This window comes from Streptomyces sp. NPDC006487 (assembly GCF_042870555.1).
Classification (GTDB): domain Bacteria; phylum Actinomycetota; class Actinomycetes; order Streptomycetales; family Streptomycetaceae; genus Streptomyces.
In genome coordinates this window covers 1-17,755 of sequence record NZ_JBIAHN010000022.1, presented here as the reverse complement: position 1 = coordinate 17,755, position 17,755 = coordinate 1, and the positions used below count along the sequence as shown (strand labels likewise).

General features: G+C 68.8%; 18 protein-coding genes and 3 pseudogenes. 10 read left to right on the top strand and 11 right to left on the bottom strand.

The features are described 5' to 3' along the window. Window positions 1–7 precede the first annotated feature (7 nt). The gene (locus tag ACFYM0_RS32865) at window positions 8–466 is read left to right on the top strand and encodes a hypothetical protein (protein ID WP_388507847.1); all 459 of its coding nucleotides are present in this window, start codon (window positions 8–10) and stop codon (window positions 464–466) included. A gap of 306 nt (window positions 467–772) precedes the next feature. On the opposite strand, the gene ACFYM0_RS32860 is transcribed toward ACFYM0_RS32865, so the two are convergent. Then, complete coding sequence (locus ACFYM0_RS32860) at window positions 773–2,965, bottom strand: FG-GAP repeat domain-containing protein (protein ID WP_388507844.1); 2,193 nt, start codon at window positions 2,963–2,965, stop codon at window positions 773–775. A gap of 21 nt (window positions 2,966–2,986) precedes the next feature. On the opposite strand from ACFYM0_RS32860, the gene ACFYM0_RS32855 reads away from it, so the two are divergent. From ACFYM0_RS32855 to ACFYM0_RS32835, 5 genes are all read left to right on the top strand, one after another. Next, entirely contained in the window at window positions 2,987–3,499 is a 513-nt protein-coding gene (locus ACFYM0_RS32855) for a hypothetical protein (RefSeq protein ID WP_388507842.1), read from the top strand. After that, the gene (locus tag ACFYM0_RS32850) at window positions 3,484–4,350 is read left to right on the top strand and encodes a hypothetical protein (RefSeq protein ID WP_388507840.1); all 867 of its coding nucleotides are present in this window, start codon (window positions 3,484–3,486) and stop codon (window positions 4,348–4,350) included. The genes ACFYM0_RS32855 and ACFYM0_RS32850 overlap by 16 nt, the downstream gene beginning before the upstream one ends. A gap of 35 nt (window positions 4,351–4,385) precedes the next feature. Next, window positions 4,386–5,225: a glycosyltransferase family 2 protein gene (locus ACFYM0_RS32845; RefSeq protein WP_388507837.1), complete on the top strand. Its 840-nt coding sequence runs from the start codon at window positions 4,386–4,388 to the stop codon at window positions 5,223–5,225. Between the two features lie 1,150 nt (window positions 5,226–6,375). Further along, on the top strand, window positions 6,376–6,528 hold the full coding sequence (locus ACFYM0_RS32840) for a hypothetical protein (protein WP_388507835.1): 153 nt from the start codon (window positions 6,376–6,378) through the stop codon (window positions 6,526–6,528). Between the two features lie 81 nt (window positions 6,529–6,609). Continuing rightward, window positions 6,610–7,161: a hypothetical protein gene (locus ACFYM0_RS32835; RefSeq protein WP_388507833.1), complete on the top strand. Its 552-nt coding sequence runs from the start codon at window positions 6,610–6,612 to the stop codon at window positions 7,159–7,161. Between the two features lie 459 nt (window positions 7,162–7,620). Here the strand turns inward: ACFYM0_RS32835 and ACFYM0_RS32830 are convergent, their stop codons facing one another. The 4 genes and pseudogenes from ACFYM0_RS32830 to ACFYM0_RS32815 form a co-directional block, all read right to left on the bottom strand. After that, entirely contained in the window at window positions 7,621–7,878 is a 258-nt protein-coding gene (locus ACFYM0_RS32830; RefSeq protein ID WP_388507830.1) for a transposase, read from the bottom strand. Beyond that, window positions 7,856–8,767 (bottom strand): transposase, encoded by a 912-nt coding sequence (locus tag ACFYM0_RS32825; protein WP_388507827.1) that lies wholly within the window; start codon window positions 8,765–8,767, stop codon window positions 7,856–7,858. Before ACFYM0_RS32825 ends, ACFYM0_RS32830 begins: the two co-directional genes overlap by 23 nt. Before the next feature lie 230 nt (window positions 8,768–8,997). Continuing rightward, window positions 8,998–9,120 (bottom strand): annotated as a pseudogene (locus ACFYM0_RS32820) (transposase family protein); the annotation flags it as partial. 609 nt (window positions 9,121–9,729) lie between these two features. After that, a pseudogene (locus tag ACFYM0_RS32815) lies at window positions 9,730–9,849 on the bottom strand (AAA family ATPase); the annotation flags it as partial. Between the two features lie 255 nt (window positions 9,850–10,104). On the opposite strand from ACFYM0_RS32815, the gene ACFYM0_RS32810 reads away from it, so the two are divergent. After that, on the top strand, window positions 10,105–10,281 hold the full coding sequence (locus tag ACFYM0_RS32810; RefSeq protein ID WP_388507824.1) for a hypothetical protein: 177 nt from the start codon (window positions 10,105–10,107) through the stop codon (window positions 10,279–10,281). A gap of 122 nt (window positions 10,282–10,403) precedes the next feature. On the opposite strand, the gene ACFYM0_RS32805 is transcribed toward ACFYM0_RS32810, so the two are convergent. The 6 genes and pseudogenes from ACFYM0_RS32805 to ACFYM0_RS32780 all read right to left on the bottom strand — a co-directional run. Beyond that, the gene (locus tag ACFYM0_RS32805) at window positions 10,404–10,991 is read right to left on the bottom strand and encodes a hypothetical protein (RefSeq protein WP_388507821.1); all 588 of its coding nucleotides are present in this window, start codon (window positions 10,989–10,991) and stop codon (window positions 10,404–10,406) included. Window positions 10,992–11,166: 175 nt separating this feature from the next. Further along, window positions 11,167–11,799 (bottom strand): hypothetical protein, encoded by a 633-nt coding sequence (locus ACFYM0_RS32800; protein WP_388507818.1) that lies wholly within the window; start codon window positions 11,797–11,799, stop codon window positions 11,167–11,169. Window positions 11,800–11,911: 112 nt separating this feature from the next. Further along, complete coding sequence (locus ACFYM0_RS32795; RefSeq protein WP_388508093.1) at window positions 11,912–12,880, bottom strand: TniB family NTP-binding protein; 969 nt, start codon at window positions 12,878–12,880, stop codon at window positions 11,912–11,914. A 266-nt stretch (window positions 12,881–13,146) separates the two neighbouring features. Next, complete coding sequence (locus ACFYM0_RS32790) at window positions 13,147–13,725, bottom strand: PASTA domain-containing protein (protein WP_388507815.1); 579 nt, start codon at window positions 13,723–13,725, stop codon at window positions 13,147–13,149. Then, window positions 13,722–14,243: a SigE family RNA polymerase sigma factor gene (locus ACFYM0_RS32785; protein ID WP_388508091.1), complete on the bottom strand. Its 522-nt coding sequence runs from the start codon at window positions 14,241–14,243 to the stop codon at window positions 13,722–13,724. Before ACFYM0_RS32785 ends, ACFYM0_RS32790 begins: the two co-directional genes overlap by 4 nt. Window positions 14,244–14,776: 533 nt before the next feature. Continuing rightward, window positions 14,777–15,010 (bottom strand): annotated as a pseudogene (locus ACFYM0_RS32780) (helicase associated domain-containing protein); the annotation flags it as partial. A 504-nt stretch (window positions 15,011–15,514) separates the two neighbouring features. On the opposite strand from ACFYM0_RS32780, the gene ACFYM0_RS32775 reads away from it, so the two are divergent. The 3 genes from ACFYM0_RS32775 to ACFYM0_RS32765 all read left to right on the top strand — a co-directional run bounded on the left by ACFYM0_RS32775 (window position 15,515) and on the right by ACFYM0_RS32765 (window position 17,472). Further along, the gene (locus tag ACFYM0_RS32775; RefSeq protein WP_388507812.1) at window positions 15,515–15,943 is read left to right on the top strand and encodes a hypothetical protein; all 429 of its coding nucleotides are present in this window, start codon (window positions 15,515–15,517) and stop codon (window positions 15,941–15,943) included. 667 nt (window positions 15,944–16,610) lie between these two features. Next, entirely contained in the window at window positions 16,611–17,060 is a 450-nt protein-coding gene (locus tag ACFYM0_RS32770) for a hypothetical protein (RefSeq protein WP_388507809.1), read from the top strand. A 49-nt stretch (window positions 17,061–17,109) separates the two neighbouring features. Next, window positions 17,110–17,472, top strand: coding sequence for an ankyrin repeat domain-containing protein (locus tag ACFYM0_RS32765; RefSeq protein ID WP_388507806.1), 363 nt, complete (start codon window positions 17,110–17,112; stop codon window positions 17,470–17,472). The last annotated feature ends 283 nt before the right edge of the window (window positions 17,473–17,755 follow it).

Genomic DNA, 17,755 nt, shown 5'->3' with positions numbered 1-17,755 from the left:
ATCCACCATGTCCACATCCCAGTCCAGCCGCCGCACACTTCTCACCGCGGCACTCGCGCTCCCCGCCGCCGCGGCCGCCGGGCCGCTCCTCGCCACCCCCGCAACCGCTACCGGGACCACCGAGGTCGGTGTCGCCGGCGGCTGGAGGCAGATCACCGTGACCAGCGGCGCCGGAATCGGCGTGCAGACCGTGCCCCAGTTCCGCATCGTGCAGATCGCGGGAACCGGCTTCCTCCAGCTCCGCGGCACCATCACCGGTACCTTCGACACGGACTTCCTGCTCGGCACCCTCCCGGCCGACGTGAGCATCCCGACGACCGCCCGGGACATCTGCCCCCGCAACAACGTCAACGGCCTGACCACCTGCCGCGTCGAAGTCAACGCCCAGCGCCAGGTGTGGATCCACGGAGCCAACACCAACGCCAAGATCACCTGGCTCCAGCTCGACAACTTCTCCGCCGCCTGATCTCGAGGCTGATGCGGATCTTGAAATTTCCCCAGACCGGCTCTTCGCCTCAGTTGGTTCACGAAGTGAACCAACTGAGGAATCTGGGGAGCGGGACTGGTCACCGAAGTGACCGCCGGCCGCCCGCGCCGCGGGCTCCTGCCCTGGCGGACCCGAACAGGCCGAAGGCCCTCGCGCGCGCAGCACGGGAGCCTTCGGCCTGCGGTGATGACCCGCGTGGTTCGCCGGTGGTGTTCGGGTGGTTGGCGCCGTCATGGAGCGGAAGGTGTGGGGGTCACGTTCTGACGGGAACGCCGGAGACCGAGGTCAGGCGACGTGATGTCCCGTATCGCCGAGGTACGGCAGCGAGGCCGACTGCCTTGCCCGCAGCGGAGCCCGCCAGTCGCCGGTCCCTCCGTACATGTATCCGGCGGTCGGTCCGAGCGCCACCAGATCGGGGCGCCCGTCACGGTCTCCGTCGCCGATGGCGACGAGGTGCTTGTACGGGCCCCAGCCGGCGCCGACCCGCGTCGGCGCCGTGAACGTGCCGTCGCCCTTGCCCAGGTACAGCCACAGGACCCCGGCCTTGTCCCGGGCCAGCAGATCGCCCGCCGGGCCGCCCGCGATGTTCCCGACGGCCGTCAGTTCGTTGAAGTTCTGCCAGCCGCCGCCGATCTTCTTGCGGGGGGCGAAGGGGGCGGCGGCCGAGCCGGTGCCCTTGTAGTACCAGAGCACACCGGCCTTGTCGGCGGCGAGCAGGTCGGGGCGCCCGTCCCCGTTCAGGTCGCTGCCCGCGGCGATCCGGTCGTAGGTGTTCCAGCCGCCGCCGACCTTCGTGCGCGCCGCGAACCCGCCCCGGCCGTTGCCCTGGTAGAGCCAGAGCACACCGGCCTTGTCGCGGGCCACGAGGTCGCCGACCGCCGTCCCGCCGATGTTACCCGTCGCCTCGATCCGGTCGTAGACGTTCCAGCCCGTGCCGATCTGCCGGCGTGACTGGGCCGTCAGCTGGCCGTGCTCCTTGTAGTACGCGGTGTCGCTCAGCCACAGCCGGCCGGCGGAGTCCCGGTCGATCAGGTCCGGGCTGCCGTTGTCGTCGAAGTCGTGCGGCACGGTCTTGCGGGCGACCTGGAAGGTGCCCGACGCGGAGGTGGACGGGCCGATGCCGTTGAGCGGTGCCGCTGTCATCTCCCACGCGTACGCACCGTTGTACGCGCTGGTGAAGTCCGTCCCGATCGTGCCGTCCCAGGCGAACGTCACCGTCGGGCTCTGCGGGTGGGAGACGCTGAACTCACGGGTCTTTCCGGTCCGGACGTGCCGCAGGGTGACCTTCACGGCCACGCTGTGCCGGGAGAGCTGCCAGGTGAGGTCCGCCTTGCCGCCGTTCTGGTCGAGGTCGACGGTGGCGGGGATGCTGTCGCCCTCGATGACGACACGGGTCGGCTCGCCGGTACTCGCCACCATGGCGACGACCGGGGCGGCCCCGTCCGCGCCGGGCGCGAGCTTGTACAGCCCCTCGCCCAGGCCGATGGTCCCGCCCCGTACGTACAGGCTGTCGGGGGCTGCCGCGAGTGAGGTGAGGTGGTCGAGCACCTTCACCGTCTTCTTCGTCGCCGGATCGTAGGCGCTCAGGGCGTACAGCGGATTGCTGTCACCGTTGTCGATGCCGCCCGCCTCGCCGTACACCACCCAGCCGCCGACCAGGCCGATCTGCAGGTTGCTCGCCCACGCCTTGGGGATCGGGACCTGCTGGACCGCCCCCGACGACCGGTCCAGCAGGAACAGCGCCGGACTGTCCGTCCCGCCGAGCTCCGTCTCCGTCCAGGCGACGTGCGTCTGCGAAACGGCCATGGCGCCTTCGGAAGACCGCGCGGTCCGCGTGCGGATCCCGCTGACGGCGCCGGTGGCGAGGTCGATCAGCCCCCACCGCGCGACCGAGCCGACCCTGAACGTCACCAGGGCATGCTCCGGGGTACCGGGAGCGAAGCCGACGGAGCTCGCGCCGTCCGGCAGCCCGGTGACGGGCACCGTGCCGCCCTCCGTGGCGTGCCGGTGCATCTGCACCGTGCTTCCGTCGCCGGTCAGGGTGAACAGGGCGTTGCCCGCCGACCCGAGGTACGTGGCGGTGTCGCTCTCCCCCATGGGGAGGTGCAGCTCGGCCTTCGTCGACAGGTTCTCCGACACCACGGAGGAGCCGGTGTAGGTGACCAGATAGTCCGCGGTCCGCGAGGACCGCAGCTTGGTCGCGTCCTGAAGCCGCTTCGAGGACCCGTCGGAGTACCGGGTCCACCGGTTGTCCCCCCAGGCGTCCTTCGGCCGCGACACGAACCCGGTCAGCCCGGCCCCCGTCACCATCGACCCCTTGAGGAACGGCACCGGGGCGGCCGCGGCGGCCACCCCGCCGACCGCGTACGCGGCCCCCGCGTCACCGGCGACGGGCGCGACCACGCCGAGCGTGACGGCAAGAACGGTGGTGGTGGCGGCCAGCAGACCCAGACGCCGGGTCGGACGGGTTCGGAGCACGGACGGTTCCCCCTCGAAGACATGAACGAATCCAGCGCATCAGGCGCCACAGAAGAGGACCCACGACACCCCGCAATGGTTGTACGAACTCCTGCTGAGATGCGGGAGATCCGCACGGTCGCGGCCGAGGTCGGCGAGAGGCTGAACACCGCTCCGTCGGCCATCGCATCCTGGGTGTCCGGCGGTACACCATCGGGACAGACGGGCGAGTACATCGCCGAGGCTCTTACCAGAAAGATGAAGCGGCGCGTAACGGCCGGCGAAATCGGTCTAGGCTGCGCTGGCATCGGGGAGGCTCTGAGCGCCAATCCGCTCGCCACCGCCGTTGACCTCGGGAGATTCGTCATGCTCCGCCGCCGGGACTTCCTCAACTCCGCTTTCGCCGCCGCCGCTGTCGGCCTCCCCCTGGTGTACGACCATGAGGCCGTGGCCTCCACGTTGAAAGCCGCCCGGTCCGGCGGCAACATCGGAGCCGAGGAGGTAGCGACGGTCCGACAGCTCACGGAGAGTTCCGGAGCGTGGACGACCGTCTAGGCGGTGGCCACGGGCTGACCACGGTCACCACGTACTTGACCGACACCGTCACCCCCATGCTTGAAGCACGCTTCCCCTCCGAGGCCGCGCGCAGGGATGCCTTCGCGGCGGCGGCGCAGTTGGCAACCCTCGTCGGCTGGAAGCACCACGACCTGGGCTGTGAGGGCGCCGCTCAACGGTATTACCTGCTCGGCTACCAACTGGCCTGCGAGTGCGATCCGGCGGGGCACGCCGCATGGCAGATGAGGGCCCTGACGCACCAGGCCCTCGACCTCTCCCACCCCGACATGTGCGTAGAGCTGTCGGAGGAGGCGCTGCGACGGGCGACGGGGAAGGTGGACCGGCAGACCGAGACGCTGCTCCTGGTGACCTGCGCGAGGGCGTACGGGACGGATGGGGAGAGCGGGAAGGCTGCGCGGGCGCTGCTGGCGGCTGAGGACGCTCTCTCGGACACAGGCGAGCCGGTGCCGTCCTACGCGTTGGCATCCGGCCCGGTGGCGGCGACCGTCGCGTCACACACGGGCAAGACGCTCACGGCCATGAAGGACTTCGCGGCGGCGGAGCGGCACTACCGCACCGCGCTGGCTGCCCGTGCTCCGGGGACCTACCAGCGCGTGCACGGTCTGACCATGATGAATCTCGGGAAGGCGGTCGCGGCGCAGCACCGGCACGAGGAGGCCGTCGGCCTGTGGACCCGGTCGCTCGATTTCATGGACGGTGTGGTCTCCGACCGGAACCGGCAGGAGGTTCGGGCCATTCAATCGACGGCGGCCGGATACCGCAAGCGTGGGGTTGCCGGCGCAGCGAGCCTGGACCAGCGTGCGGCCGAACTGCTGCGAGCCACCGCGTAATCGCCCCGGCCGCGCTGGGCGTGGTGGTGCTGACGATGGGCGACCGGCCGGAGGAACTTCGGGCGCTGCTGGACTCGGTGGCGGTTCAGGAGGGCCCGGCGGCGACCGTGGTGGTGCTGGGCCAGGGCGTGAAGCTGCCCGTACTGCCGGACGGGGTGGCCGGCGTCGAGCTGCCCGGGAACCTGGGAATTCCCGGGGGCCGGAACGCGGGTGTGCAGTGGTTGCGCGAGCACGGTGGCGTGGACGTGGTGGTCGTCGTTGACGACGACGGGCTCTTGCCCCGTACGGACACGTTGCGGCTCGTGCGCGAGGCCTTCGTCGAGAACCCGTGTCTGGGGATCGCGGGCTTTCGGATCGTCGACGAGAAAGGGCTCACCCAGCGGCGGCACGTCCCCCGCCTTGGGGGTGCCGACCCGGCCGTGTCGGGCCCGGTCACCACCTTCCTCGGGGGCGCGCACGCCATCCGCATGAGAGTGATCGATGAGGTGGGAGAGTTCCCCGCGGAATTCTTCTACGTGCACGAGGAGACCGACTTCGCATGGCGGGCGCTGGACGCTGGGTGGGAGATCGACTATCGGGCGGACCTGCTGCTCCGCCACCCCCGCACGGCGGCGACCCGGCATGCGGCCTACTACCGCAACACCGGCCGTAACCGGGTTTGGCTGGCACGGCGCCACCTGCCCGCCGTCCTCGTGCCGGTCTACCTCGCGACCTGGGCCGCGTACACCGTCGCGCAGAGGCCCCCGCTGCACGGCCTCAGGTCGTGGTGGGCGGGCTTCTTCGAGGGCGTCCGGGTCCCGTGCCCGCCGAGGCGGCCCATGAGGTGGCGGACGGTGTGGCGCATGACCCGGCTGGGCCGGCCGCCGGTCATTTGAAATAGTGAAGCCCCCGCCGTCCCGGGGCCTAGCGTGTCGGGATGACTGAGCCGTTCGTCCAAGAGGGCGAGGGCGACCACGCGGTGTGCTGGCTCTGCCCGGCCTGGAGGCTGCCGCGCGAGGGGTCGCGGTGGCGGACCGTCCGTCGAGGTTGTGGCCGTTCAACGCGGCCGACGGCTACTGGTACGCAGACGCCGACGGGATCCCGGTCTGGGTTCACTCCGGCAAGGTGGGGCTGCCCGTGGAACGGGTCGCTCCTGTGCTGCCGCCGCACCCTCTTCCGGAGGTCGTCAAGCGGCGGTGGTGGCGAAGCCGATCGTCCAATACTCGTGGGAACGCGCAAGCCCCCCGCTGGCCGGCGTCGTGCCGGGGCAGAGGCTTCGGGGAGGTTTGTGGGGAGGTTCGCCGCCGGGGTGCGGGGACCGTTCAGTGGCCAGCCGACGTTCTCGGGGATGCATGGACGTTCAACGAGGTGTGCCAGAGCCCGTTCATGGCCAACGTCCATGAGGTCCAGGTCCTCAACGTCCCCTGAGAACGAGTCCGTGAGAGCTTCCTGGGGACGTGGGGAGGTACGGCCGAGGGGCGTGTCGGGGAAGTGCCCAAGGCGGTTCTATGGGCCCGGTGCTGGCTCCGTGACCTGCACTGGGGAGGTTTGTGGTGAGGTTCGCTGACGGGTGCGGCCGTGCGTGATGGGCTGGGCGTGAACGGACGTGCCGGCGGCTCGGGCCTGGCGCGACAGTCTGGGTCGGCCGCCGGACGCGGTGGTTCAGAGGCACTGTCCCGGCCCCTTCCTCAGGTGGAGGCGCTGATGCCCTCGCCGACCGCCCGCCTCTGGGGCCGCAGGACAGCCTCGGGTACCCGTTCCCCGGCGCGGAGAGCCACGCGTCCGGGGGGTAGCGAGCTCGGCCGCCAGCCGGCCGAGACGTGGCGCCCTGTCGGCGGGGCCGAACGGGTGCGGAGCCCAACGGGCGGCGCTGCTCACTGATCCGTTCATGCCCCCCGCCATGCCCGGCGCTCCGGCCGAGCGGCTCATGCTGCGCGCAGGCGCTTCGCCGCCTGTCCTCCGGCCTGGACGCGGGGACCATTGGGCCGTCGGTCAGTGGTTCCGCACGCCCTGGTCGGGTTACGTCGGCGCGTCGACGATGGTCGTATGGGCGAGCACGAACAAGCCGAGAACGACGGCGCCGAACTGGAGCGGCCGCCGCTGATCGACGTGCAGGCCCGCGTGGTGACGGTGGGGTTGGCGGGAGGCGATGGACGACGTCCGGCGTACGGTCGAGGTGCTCGCTCACCTGGTCAGTGACGCGCACGCCGCCCGTGTCTGGCTCGCGCTCTCGCACCCTTCGTGGGAGGCGTACGGGGCGGTGGAGTTCGGGATCAGCCGGTGGCGCAGGTCTACCGGCTGCTCGATGTCGCCCGCGGCGTGGCTGCCATCCGGGCCGGGGCCACCGCGGGCACCCTGGTGTCCCGCACGCGAGACGCCCCCCAAGTCGCTGAGGCCGCGCTGGACTACGGGTTCTCCCAGCGGGCCGTGATCGCCGTCGCCGCCCGCAGCGGCGACATCGCGGAGCTGATCACCGGCCGCATCGCCGCGTGCACCCGCGTTGGCGCCCAGGACCTCGACGCGGCCACGGTGCGCGCCGTGGTCCACCAGGCCGTCCGTGAACTGCGCGCCGCTCCACCCGAACCGCCGGATGCTCCGCCGGCGGACCCTGGACTCGCCGAGTTGCGCCGGGTTGTCGCCGATCTGGCGGTCAGCGCACACGCGATGGGCGAGCTGTTCCTCGAAGTCGCCCCGGCCTACCTCTGCGACACCACCGCCGCCGACGTCCTGGGGCCGCTGTGCGACGAGATCGGCAATCTCGACACGGGCCTCGCTACTCGCCGCTACGCACTCACCGGAGACCGCCGCGCCCTGCACGGGATCGTCTTGTGACCGGAAACATGGGGGGAAGGGTGTGGGGAAGTGTCGGGGGAGGTATGGGGGGAGGAGTCCGGGGAGGTATCGGGGGAAGGTGCACAGGCGACGGGTGTGTATTTTGCCTGCTGAGCGCCTGTTTTCCGGCTGGTGAGTGCCCGGACTTTCTTGTGTGCGTGTGAGGGTTGGTTCGGGATTGGGTGGCTGGGTTTGCGGGGGCGCAGGCCTGGGCGGGGCCACGGCTTCACTGGTGGGGCTGGGGTTTCCTTGAACGAGGTGCGGGGCCGGGCTTTGATGGGCGGGCCTCTGGGGTTTGCGCTGCGCGCTACGGGGCCCCGCACGGTGTTGTCCTGCGGATCGGGGCAGCCGAGCCCTGCAGTGGAAGGCCACGTTTGGGCGCGTTGGCTCTGTTCACGAGAGAAGGCTCTGGCTCAGGTTGTGGGCTCTGTCGCTGATTTGGGGGTCGTGGCCTCTTGATCATGGTGAGAGCAGAATGCGGCGTCGTAGGAGATCGAAGTTGGCGCGGCCGTACATCTGTCTCTTCAGGAGCTTGATCCGGGTGACGTTGCCCTCGACTGCTCCGGACGTGTGGGTCGTGGTGAGGGCGGCCTGGATGGCTGCGCGATCGCGTCGCATGCCGTTGGCAAGAGTTCGGAGTTCGCGCTGTCCGTCGAGGCCGACGTCGGCAATCCAGACGTCGAGGGCGAGGTGCTCACTGCGGCGTTCGCGGATCATGAGTGCCAGGCGGCGAGCGTACTCGCCGGTCGTGGCCAGCGGGGTTCCGCTCGCACAGTTCGTCGAGCCCCTTCCGTTCAATATCGGTGAGGTGCTTGGGCCGGCGCATGATCCAGTCGGTGACCCTGCGGACGGTCAGGTGCGGCAAGGGAGCGGTGACCGGGATCGCGCCGTTGCGGTAGGGCTTGAGGTGTCGGCGGACGGTGTTGACGTCGCCGCGGAAGCCCAGCCGTTGGATTTCCCGGGTGAGCGCGGAAGCGTTGGTGCAGCCTTCCATCCAGCGTTGGTGCAGGTAGACGCGGTAGTCGTCGATCAGCGCGGGTCGGTGGATCGCTGCGAGGAGAAGTTCGTCGACTTCTGCGGCGTGCGCGAAGCGGTTGACCGTGCCGCGGCTGAGCTTGAGGTCGCGCGCGATGGCGCGAAGGCTGTCACCGCGTTCGATGCGCTCATGGATCTGCTGGTGGCGATCGCGCGTGCGGGAAACCAGAGGCCGAGGCCGTCCGTGGATGTCTAGCTCTTCGCGGTCGCCGTCTTCAAAGGACAGGCCGTCTTCGGTCCGGCCATCGTGCGAGGTGAGGGGCTGCCGCAGGTCAGCGCGATGCCGTCCGATGACGCGTTCGACTGCTTGCGCCAGGTTGTTCAGAAGGTGCCAGGCATCGGCTACCTGCATGGCCTGAGGGGCACCGACTTGTGCCCCGTCCCGGTAGGATCCGGCACGGTCGCGGCAGACGATCCGGACCTCAGGATGGTCCCGCAGCCAGGAAGCGAAGGTGTCTGCGGCCCGGTCAGCCAAGACGTCGATCGGACGGTGGGTTGCCATGTCGATGAGGATGGTGGCGTAGGTCCGTCCCCTGCGCACGGCGAAATCATCGACGCCAAGATGCGGCACCGATCCCGACGAAGGAGCGGCAGCCTACGGATCAGCCGGAGCAGTGTGTCCTTACAGGTGTCGATGGTCATGCGCTGGAGCAGTCGAGTGCCTGGCCGGCCACCCAGGAACAGGGCCACGTTCGTGAGCTGGGCGGATAGGGCGTCGGTGCGGCGTGCGTGGCGATGCGTCAGGCCCGGTATCTGTTCGGCGAACGTCCGACGGTCACATTGCCCGTTCCCGCACACGAGCCGACGCACCCGCAGCTCGATCCGCACACGTCGGCCAGCGACCGGACGATCCGCAAGAGTCCGCTCGTAGTAGCAATGCACTCTCGAAGATCTCCGCCCGCATCCAGGACACGCAGCCGACACTGCCCTGACCGCACGGCGACCCGGACCTCCACATCCATCAGCACCACCTGGTCGACCTCCACCGCGACACCCGGCAGAAGAAGATCCCCGACCTTAACCCCACCCATCACATCGGATAGCTGCCCAACTGCCCCCAAAAATGCGACAGAGCCCAAGATCTGTGCCAGAACCGAGTTTTGATGTCGCTAGCGTGTGCGATCGAGGCCCGCGGTCTGCTTCATAATCCAGCTGTGGACATATCCGATGAGGGACAGCCGCTCGATCCCGTCTGGCATGAGATCAACAACAACGTGTGTGGTGGCCTGTCAGGTGCCCCGAGTGCCTCGTTGGTGGCCGAGCGGTTCATCGGGGCAGGCTGGAGTTCCAGATCGGCGTCGTGGAAGGCGTATGAGATCGAGACCAGCTGGTGCCGCATCGAGGTGGACCCGACCGAGGGTGACTCTCTCCTGAACGGAGTCGTCGATCCTCGACGGTTCGAAGATCTGGCAGCACTACTGATCCGGTTCGGCCTGCGGTTCAGGCTTGAGCTCTATGACGATGAGGGAGGGCTGCTGAGGGAGATCGAAGCTGGAGCTCCGTCAGAGCCTCAGGACGCACTCCCGCGGTCTCTCAGCCGGTTGCTCGCTCCGCTTGGGCTTTGGTCGCGGCGAGGCGGTAGGAATCGGTTCCGGTCTGGATGATGTTGCCGCCGAAGGTGAGGCGGTCGACGATGGCAGCGCAGAGCCGGGTGCGAAGCACCGGTTTCGTGACAGCACCCGACAAGGCCGAACGCCACCCTGTGTCAGTACGCCTCGGCCAGGCACCACGTTCGTGTCAGCGAGCCCATGAGACCTGAAGGCTCCGCCAACGGGAGTCAGTGCACCCCTACCTCAGTCCGGATGCCGACGTCAGCCGAATGCCGGATAACCGCCCACCGTCGCGGGATGATGGCAAGGGTGGCCCCTACTGAGGCTTGGGATGCGGCGTCGTCGAGGGGCTGGTGGGATGGTGCAGGCGAACGACGCCGCACCGCTGGCGGGCACCGAGCGTTTCCACGAGCCGGCACCGCTCACGCAGGAGTTCGCGCCGCACCCCGGCTCGTTGTGGCGCACGGACGTCGGGTACACGTGGCTGCCCGAGCAGACCCCGGAGGAACTGTGGGATCCGCGCCCGGCCTGGTAGGTGGGGCCCGCAGCCAGGCATCCGCCGGTCGGCCGCCCTTACATCGGGTCAGCGCCGGCCAGATCGGTGACGTCGCCGGACATCGAGTGGATGCCGACCATCGCTCTCGCCGAACCGTCGTGTCACCATCCGGTTTGTGGCTCGCCCAAGACCTTGCCGCCGATGCGTGCGGCGAGTTCTTGGGCCCGGAGGAGGTCACCGAACTTGCCGACGTGGACGAAGACGGTGTGATGCTCGGTCCAGTGGCCCAGCTGGGCGTTGTCGCCGTGGAACACGATCTGCACACCGTCGTATTTCGCGTTCCCATAGTGATCCGCTTCTGGTTCGTCCGGCCACAGGCCTGGCCAGTCGATGGCGGCCATGCCCTGCCCGAGAGCTGCTATGAAGCGTTCTTCCACGCTCCCGGCCGGAACGTCCAGCATGACGTCGAGGGGGAGGTGGGCTTCGAGCTCGGCGTCGGCGGCCGTTGTCACGTCCAGGTCGAACCAGAGCTCCTCACCCGACGGATCGGTGCGCATGTCTGCGAAGTCGAACCTTCCGTCAGGCAGGACCGCAACCATCTGCCGTACGTCTTTGACCGTTCGCAGCTCGGCGTAGAGCCCGGCCTTCGGCTCGCACTCCGTCATCAGTGAACGCAGGTGCATGGCCTGCGTGTACGCCAGACTGGCGTCGGTGGTCCGGTAGACGGCATACGCCGTGGAGTCGCCCATGGGCCGAACCATCACATGCCCTCACCGGCAGCCGCCACCGCGTTTCATGTGATCACTGGGTCGAGGAACTCGACGCCTGTTCACTTCCGGACCTGGATCCGTGCCCCGCGCTCGACGGGGACACGCGCTCCACCAGTATCGCACTGACCTGCGGAGACGGCGGGTGCTGCCTGCCCTACAACCGTTGTCCGGGCCCGATGACCGTGAGTCCCACCTGCTCGGCGAGCCAGTGCGCATACGGCTCCCGTGTCTGTCGGTCGTCGAACACTGCCCTGAGGGTGTGGACGAGGACGGTGTGGTCGTCGGCCGGTTGGTCGAGGTCGCGGGTGCGGGTGTTGAGGAGGAGCGTCACCTCGGCGTGCTTGGACTCGCCGGCGAATCCCGCCTCGGGTGCGTCCGGCCAGCACAGGCTTGTCCATCGGATCTCGCCGATGTTGGGGCCGGTGGTTGCAGAGAAGGCGTCCTCGATGCTGCCGACCGGTTGGTCGAGGAGCGAGCACTCGACGGGCAGCCGTCGTTCGTAGGCGGACGGTTCGGCCGGCAGGCCGGGCGCCTGGACGCCGAGAACCAGCGGTGGCTGCTCCTGGAACGGCACCCCGTCGAACTCCCCGTACTCCTCCTCCCCCCGGAACCACGCCCCGGGCAGCTCCGCCGCCACCCGCCGTACCTCGGCTACGGAGCGGAGTTCTACGGACACGGATACCTGGGAGTACTCGCGGCGGCCGAATTCCATGAGGCGGCGGGCGGTGCTCATGGCGAGGGCGAGGTCGGGGGTACGGAAGACGGGATAGGCGATGTCATTGGACATGCGGTGACTCTGCCACGGTGCGTCATCGCAGGTCATCGCATTTTCGGTACGGCCGTACGCCCCGTCCCCCTTCGGGCGCCAGCCTGCCCAGGCGCCACTCGGCACACCCCGGTCAATTTGAAGGTTCTGACCGCTCTACCGACTTGATCGTCGCTTCCGGCCTCAACCGGCACAACGCGACCGTATCCGCCGCCCGCCTCCGTGGCTCGGTGACCCCGCTGACCGTCATGGTCGGCGCGCGCCGGTGGACATGCTGACTACTCTGATCGGTCAGGTTCGCGCGCCCACCGGTGCGGGGCTGGTTTGTGGTTTCGGCGTGGTGGTCGAGGCGGATCGCGTCGAGCGCTGTTTTGGTGATGCGTTCGGTGCCGTCCCCGATGGCGGTGATGGCGGCTTGGCGGATGAGTCGGGTGAGGGATCCGATGCGGCCGGCGGTGCGTTGGTGGAGGTAGGTGGTGTGGCGGGGGAGTGTGCCGGGCCGGTGGTGGTGGAGGTCGAGGGCGTTTTCGAGGTCGGTGACGGTGTCGGTGAAGGGATGCTTGTTGCCGAGGCGTGCGGGGAGTGGCCCGCACTCGATGAGCGAGGCCCTGCCTGCGAGTTGCGCGCCGCGGACCCCGGCAAACAGGGGCGTGGATGTGACGTCGATGCCGGCGTATACGAACGTTGCTTGGATGCGTTCGGTGAGGTCTTTGATGAGGTCGGCGGTTTCGGCGCCTGTGGTGGTGCGGGGGTTGACCCGGTGGATTTCGTCGATGAGGACGAGGCGGACGCCGGTCTGGTTGTAGGTGTGGCAGACGCTCTCGGTGATCTGGGTCTGCGTCATCCGGGCGGTGATGGGGATGCCGAGGTAGCGGGCGAATTCCGCCGCGAGCATTTTCGCGGTCGCTCCGGGCGGGACCAGGACGTACGCGACGGGGACCTGAATGTCGGAAGGCTTGCCGAGCGGGTGCGCGGTGCGGGTGTGGGCGAGGTGGCAGGTGCGTCCGACGTGGAGGAGGGCCGTGGTCTTTCCGGCTGCGGCGGGTCCGGTGAGGATGAGTGAGGGTCGGGCGGTGGTCTGCTGGTAGCGGCCGAGGATCATCACGTGGAACGGGCGAGGGAGATCGTGAACGGGTATGCCCCGTTGAAAGTCACGTTGAGGCAGGTGATGTACCGGCTCGCCTCCGAGCGCGTGCTGCCCCACCGGCAGGAGCCCTCTCCCCACTCCCCTCCCCGCACGCGCCCCTCGGAAAAGTCCAGCAGCGGCCCGGAGGGGCGGGCGTCCAGCCGGTGCGCCGCGGTCGACGGACTGCCCGGCACCGGCCCCTGGGTCACTCGGCCGGTGCGCGGGCCGAAGGGCCCGGTCGCTCAGGTTCCGCCGGGTTTGCCCGTTGAGACCAGCAGGAGGACGGACGAGCCCGGTGCCACCGGTTTTGCGCCGCCCCGGGGCTGACTGCTGATCACCTGCCCGGCGGGAGCGTTCCAGTCCGTGTGCCGCATGATCGTGCAGCTCAGTCCGAGTCCGCGCAGCAGGCTTTCGGCCTGTTCGACCGGCATGCCGGCCAGGTCCGGCAGCGCGATGTCCGCTCCCGCGGTCTGCTCCTGCTCCTGTGTCGGAGTCGGATCGGCGCTTCCGTTCTTGGGGGTACCGGTGGTGAGCGGGGTGCACGCCCCGTTCGCCGGTGCGGACAGGGACGGGGAGGCGCCGGGCGCGGGCGGCACGGGCTTCAGCGAGAAGAACCCCACCATGGTGCACACCAGCACGCAGCACGCCGCAGCGGTGCCGAGGAGCGCCCGGCGGGTGCGGCTGCGGCTGACGGCTCGCTCGATCGCGGCCGCGTCGATGACCGGCGCCGTCGGCCCGTCGACGAAGGAGGCCACCGCGGCACGCAGCTCGGCTTCGAGGCCCGGCTCGAACGGGGCCGGTCCGGACGAGGTGTTCCTCACTTCGTACCTCCAAAAGCGCCCGACGGCGTGTGCGGCGCCTGGGCGCCCGATACGGAATCGCGCAGCTTGGCCAGGCCGCGGGCGAGCTGGGACCTCACCGCACTCGAGGAGATGTCCAGGACGTCGGCGACCTGCCGGACGTCCAGATCGTGCAGGTAGTACAGGACCACCACGCTGCGCATGCCCATCGGCAGCCCGAACAGTGCCTCGATCAGTTCCGCGCGCACATCCACCTGCCCGAACCGGTCCCGGGGGTCGGCCGTCTCGGGCACCCCCGACAGCCCGGGGCGCTCGCCCCGGCGCGACAGCTGCCGCCAGCGGTCGTTGGCCAGGTTGACCAGCACTTTGCGCACGTACGCCTCCGGCGAGTCCGCCACCGCGACCTTCCGCCACTGTCGGCACGCCCGCTCCAGCGCCTCCTGCACCAGATCCTCGGCCACGTGCACGTCACCGGTCAGCGCATACGCGGCGCGGAACAACGCTCCCGACCGCTGTGCGACGAACTCCGTGAATCCGATACCCGGACCCGGACCGCTCCTGCGAAACCTCACCCGCCGACCTCCTTTCCTCGTCCCGTCCCGATCACTGCCCCCATGACGGCGAAACGGGGCCGAGTGCTGCACCGATCCGCCGGCAGTGATGTGAATCACAGCCGGGACGGAAGGGTGTCCCAGGACCTCGCGCCGCTGCCGCCCGGTGTGCGGGCGGGGCCCGGCGAAGCGGAGGGCCGCCGGGTGGGCGGCCCGCAGTCGGCCGAGAAGAACGGGGGCGCATCGTCTAGTCGGCCGGTGCCGTCGCAGGTGAAGCACTCCATACGGGAGCCGTCTGTGCTGCGAGTGCTGCCCCACAGGCAGACCAGGCATTGTCGGCCGTGAACGGCGGGCAGTCCGCCCAGTGCAGGCGGTAGAAGACCGTCATCGATTTCCCTCCCTCGTAGCTCGTGACGTCCCAGGTCATGGGCGTCTGACCGAGGCGGCGGCCGGGAAGTTGATCCAGCCCTGACCGTCGCGAAGTGATGCACCAGTGCGCTCTTTGCGCACCGGTGCATCGCTCACGCCCAGTCCACGCCCAGCGCCCCGAGGGCGGCGAGCTGATCGGCGGTGAGCTTGTCGCGCCGGCTCTTGGTGTTGGAGACCCACACGCCGAGCTTCACGATCACTGGCCCCGCCTCGCCCTCGACCGAGATCTCCTCGCAGTGGGCCCTGGGGACTGGCCGGTGGGGCCCTTCCCGTTCCACCCACTGCGTGAGGGCCGCCAGGCCCTGCTGGAACGCCTGCTGCGCCTTGTGCGATGAGCCGCTTTTGTGTCACTGATGGCTGGTAGTGACACGGTGTTAGGTCTGGTGGCTTTCGGTAGGTGAACGCCGTGTCGGCGCTGTGCGCTGACTGACATGAAGGTGGTGTTCGGGGTTGTGGCGCTGACACGAGGTGGTGCTTTTTCTGGTGGAGTTCTGTCATGAAAGCGGTGCTTCGCAGTCTGGTGCAGAGTCCTGGGCTGCTGGTTGGTCTGGGAGCCGGTGGTCGAGTTTGACGCCAACGGGGTTGGCCTGTGCCGGCTGATCTTGCATGGGTCGGGTTGGGCTTGTGCCTTGGTCTGTGCAGGTCGGCGGCGTTCATTCGGTTCGGGCGGGTGCAACCTGGGGGCGGCGTGGTGCGTCTGGAGGGGAATGAGATCAAGATCGGGAGTGTGGGGTGCGGTGTTGGCGTTGGTGCTGGTGTCGACTGGATGTGAGGAGTCGATACCGCCGCTTCCGCCGTTGGATCCGGAGTTCGTGCGCACGATGCGGCCGGTGATCCAGGAGGATCTGGCCGCGACCTTGAACAAGGGTAGTTCCCTTCCAAAGAGCTACGGCGATCATCCGGGGTGGGAGGTCCGCTATTTCTGCGATGTGCGGATCATCGAGGCCACCCCGAGGCCTGCGCGGGGCGTGGACAGCGTCGTGGTGCTCGCCTCCTGCCATGGGTTCGGGCGTGTGGGTACGGACCTGGTGGATGGGGGGTTCGGGGAGAAGGTCCCGTGGCTCGTGGAGCTGGACGGCCCCCGGGTCCATGCGAGCGAAAGCGCCCCGGATGGTGGTGGCGAAGTGCTGAAGTGGAACAAGCGCTTGTCGAAGCAGGCCTTGAAAGAGGTGGTCCGCCTGCTAGGCGTCAAGTGGGCTGATACCGCCGCCATCGCCCGCCGGCACTTCGGTCTCCCGGCGGATGCGCCTGTGCGATGACGGCTGCGGATTCGCTGTGTGCGCTCGGGGGACAGCCCGAAGACTGAGGCGAGGGGCTTCTCCGCTGTGGGACAGGGCATGCCGGGGATCCTCTCAAGGCTCTGCCGTCGGCTCCACACGGTTTCGGCTGCCTACTTTGCCCAGTCCACGCCGAGGTCGGCGAGCGCGGCGAGCTGTCCGGCGTCGAGCCGGTCGCGGCGTTGCTTCTGGTTGACGATCCATACCCCGGTCCGGTGCTCCACCCCGCCGGGGAGCTGCTCGACGTGCCCGCGTCCCGGCCGAGCGTGGCGGCAGCGGTCCGTATTCGATGCTGCCCGATGTCCTCGCGTGCGAGTCCCCGCCCATGAACAGCCCCCGCTTTCCACCCGACGCACTGCTACCTGCGTGGATCATGCCGTGGATCCGGTAGGTCTGGGCCTTGACCCCGGATTTCTGGCCGAGACCCTGTCGCTCTGACAAGCGATGACGTTCTTGCGACTGTCTGGTCTACCTCCGTAGCGCCATGGATGCCCATTTCATGTTTCTATCCAGACTAGAAAATGAAGCAGCCATGGAATGCGGTCCAGATTCCTATGGACCTGATGCTGTGCCTGGGAAGGCTCGCGGGTTGCGTACGCTGGCCCGCAGCAGAAGTACGGGAGGGATGGATGTGACGCGGAGACCGTCGGTGGACGAGGCCGTGGGACTGCTTGAGGGCGAGCTGGAGGTCGGGCGGCGGGTAAGTGCTGACCTGGGCACGGAAGATGTCTGGCTTGCCTTTCTCCGTTTCGGCCGGCGGCTGTTCGATGTTTCGGACGCACCTGAGGCTGATGGTCTTCTGTTCCAGTACGGGATCTACTCGTTTGACGGTCCTCCGGCGTTCATGCTGGACCTCACCCGACAGTTCGAGGTTGTCGACAGCGCTGGCGATCACGACCACTACGTGCAGGTCCACTGCGAGCTTCGGTACGAACTCCCACCTGCTCTGCAGGGCCTGGGCAGCTTCGACTCGTGGTTCTTCCACGATGCAGGAGAGGATCTCGGGGAGTGGGCCGAGGGGCTGAGTGAGCGCGCAGTGTGGAAAACGATCCGGACTCTCAAGCCTGCCCAGATCAGGGTTTACCAGGAGCACGTGTAGCCGCTCAGGCGAGCAGCGGAGCGCAGGCCGTACAGGTGGGAGAGTCTGAGTGACCGAGTTTCTTGAGAACCCGTGGACCCCTGCCCATCAGGCGGTCGAGTCGGGTGACCATGCCGAGCTGACCCGTCTCCTGGACGCGGGTGTGGATCCGGAAGAGGTCTGCTGCGGGATGACGCTCCTGCTCCACGCGATCGATGTGGAGGGGGATGGGGCAGTTCAGTCCGGTGGCCCGCTCGACTCGGCGCTCACTGCGATCCTCCTGGCCTATGGAGCTGACCCCACCGCGACACCTGACGGTGAGACTCCGCGCGAGTTGGCGATCTCCTACAACCACGACATGGCAGTCAGGCTCCTGGATCGACACGGAGCGCCCCCGGCTGCTGCCAGCCTGCGAAGCGGGCTGTGGTCCTAGAGGCGGAGCCGGAAGGACTGAGGGTGGGAGCGAAGCGGACACCCAACGGGCCGTAGGCCCAGACCCCGTGAAACGGGGTCACCTCCCGCGCGCAGCGCGGGAGTCCCTGGGCCCGCGAAGCGGGCCGTTCAGGGTGGAGCGCAGCGGAACCCTGAACTAGTCCGAAGCGAAGCGCAGGACCCCGGCCCGAAGGGCCGGCCTTGCTCGGCGAAGCCGAGCCCGCCGAGCGCAGCGAGGCGGTTTCAGTCCTGAGCGCGCAGCGCTCAGGTACCCGCTCCGCGGG

Bases quoted from the DNA above. Each gene is read 5' to 3' on its own strand.
- ACFYM0_RS32865 (WP_388507847.1), top strand. From the start codon at position 8: ATGTCCACATCCCAGTCCAGCCGCCGCACACTTCTCACCGCGGCACTC.
- ACFYM0_RS32855 (WP_388507842.1), top strand. From the start codon at position 2,987: ATGAACGAATCCAGCGCATCAGGCGCCACAGAAGAGGACCCACGACAC.
- ACFYM0_RS32845 (WP_388507837.1), top strand. From the start codon at position 4,386: ATGGGCGACCGGCCGGAGGAACTTCGGGCGCTGCTGGACTCGGTGGCG.
- ACFYM0_RS32840 (WP_388507835.1), top strand. From the start codon at position 6,376: ATGGGCGAGCACGAACAAGCCGAGAACGACGGCGCCGAACTGGAGCGG.
- ACFYM0_RS32830 (WP_388507830.1), bottom strand. From the start codon at position 7,878: ATGATCCGCGAACGCCGCAGTGAGCACCTCGCCCTCGACGTCTGGATT.
- ACFYM0_RS32810 (WP_388507824.1), top strand. From the start codon at position 10,105: ATGGTGCAGGCGAACGACGCCGCACCGCTGGCGGGCACCGAGCGTTTC.
- ACFYM0_RS32805 (WP_388507821.1), bottom strand. From the start codon at position 10,991: ATGGGCGACTCCACGGCGTATGCCGTCTACCGGACCACCGACGCCAGT.
- ACFYM0_RS32800 (WP_388507818.1), bottom strand. From the start codon at position 11,799: ATGTCCAATGACATCGCCTATCCCGTCTTCCGTACCCCCGACCTCGCC.
- ACFYM0_RS32795 (WP_388508093.1), bottom strand. From the start codon at position 12,880: ATGATCCTCGGCCGCTACCAGCAGACCACCGCCCGACCCTCACTCATC.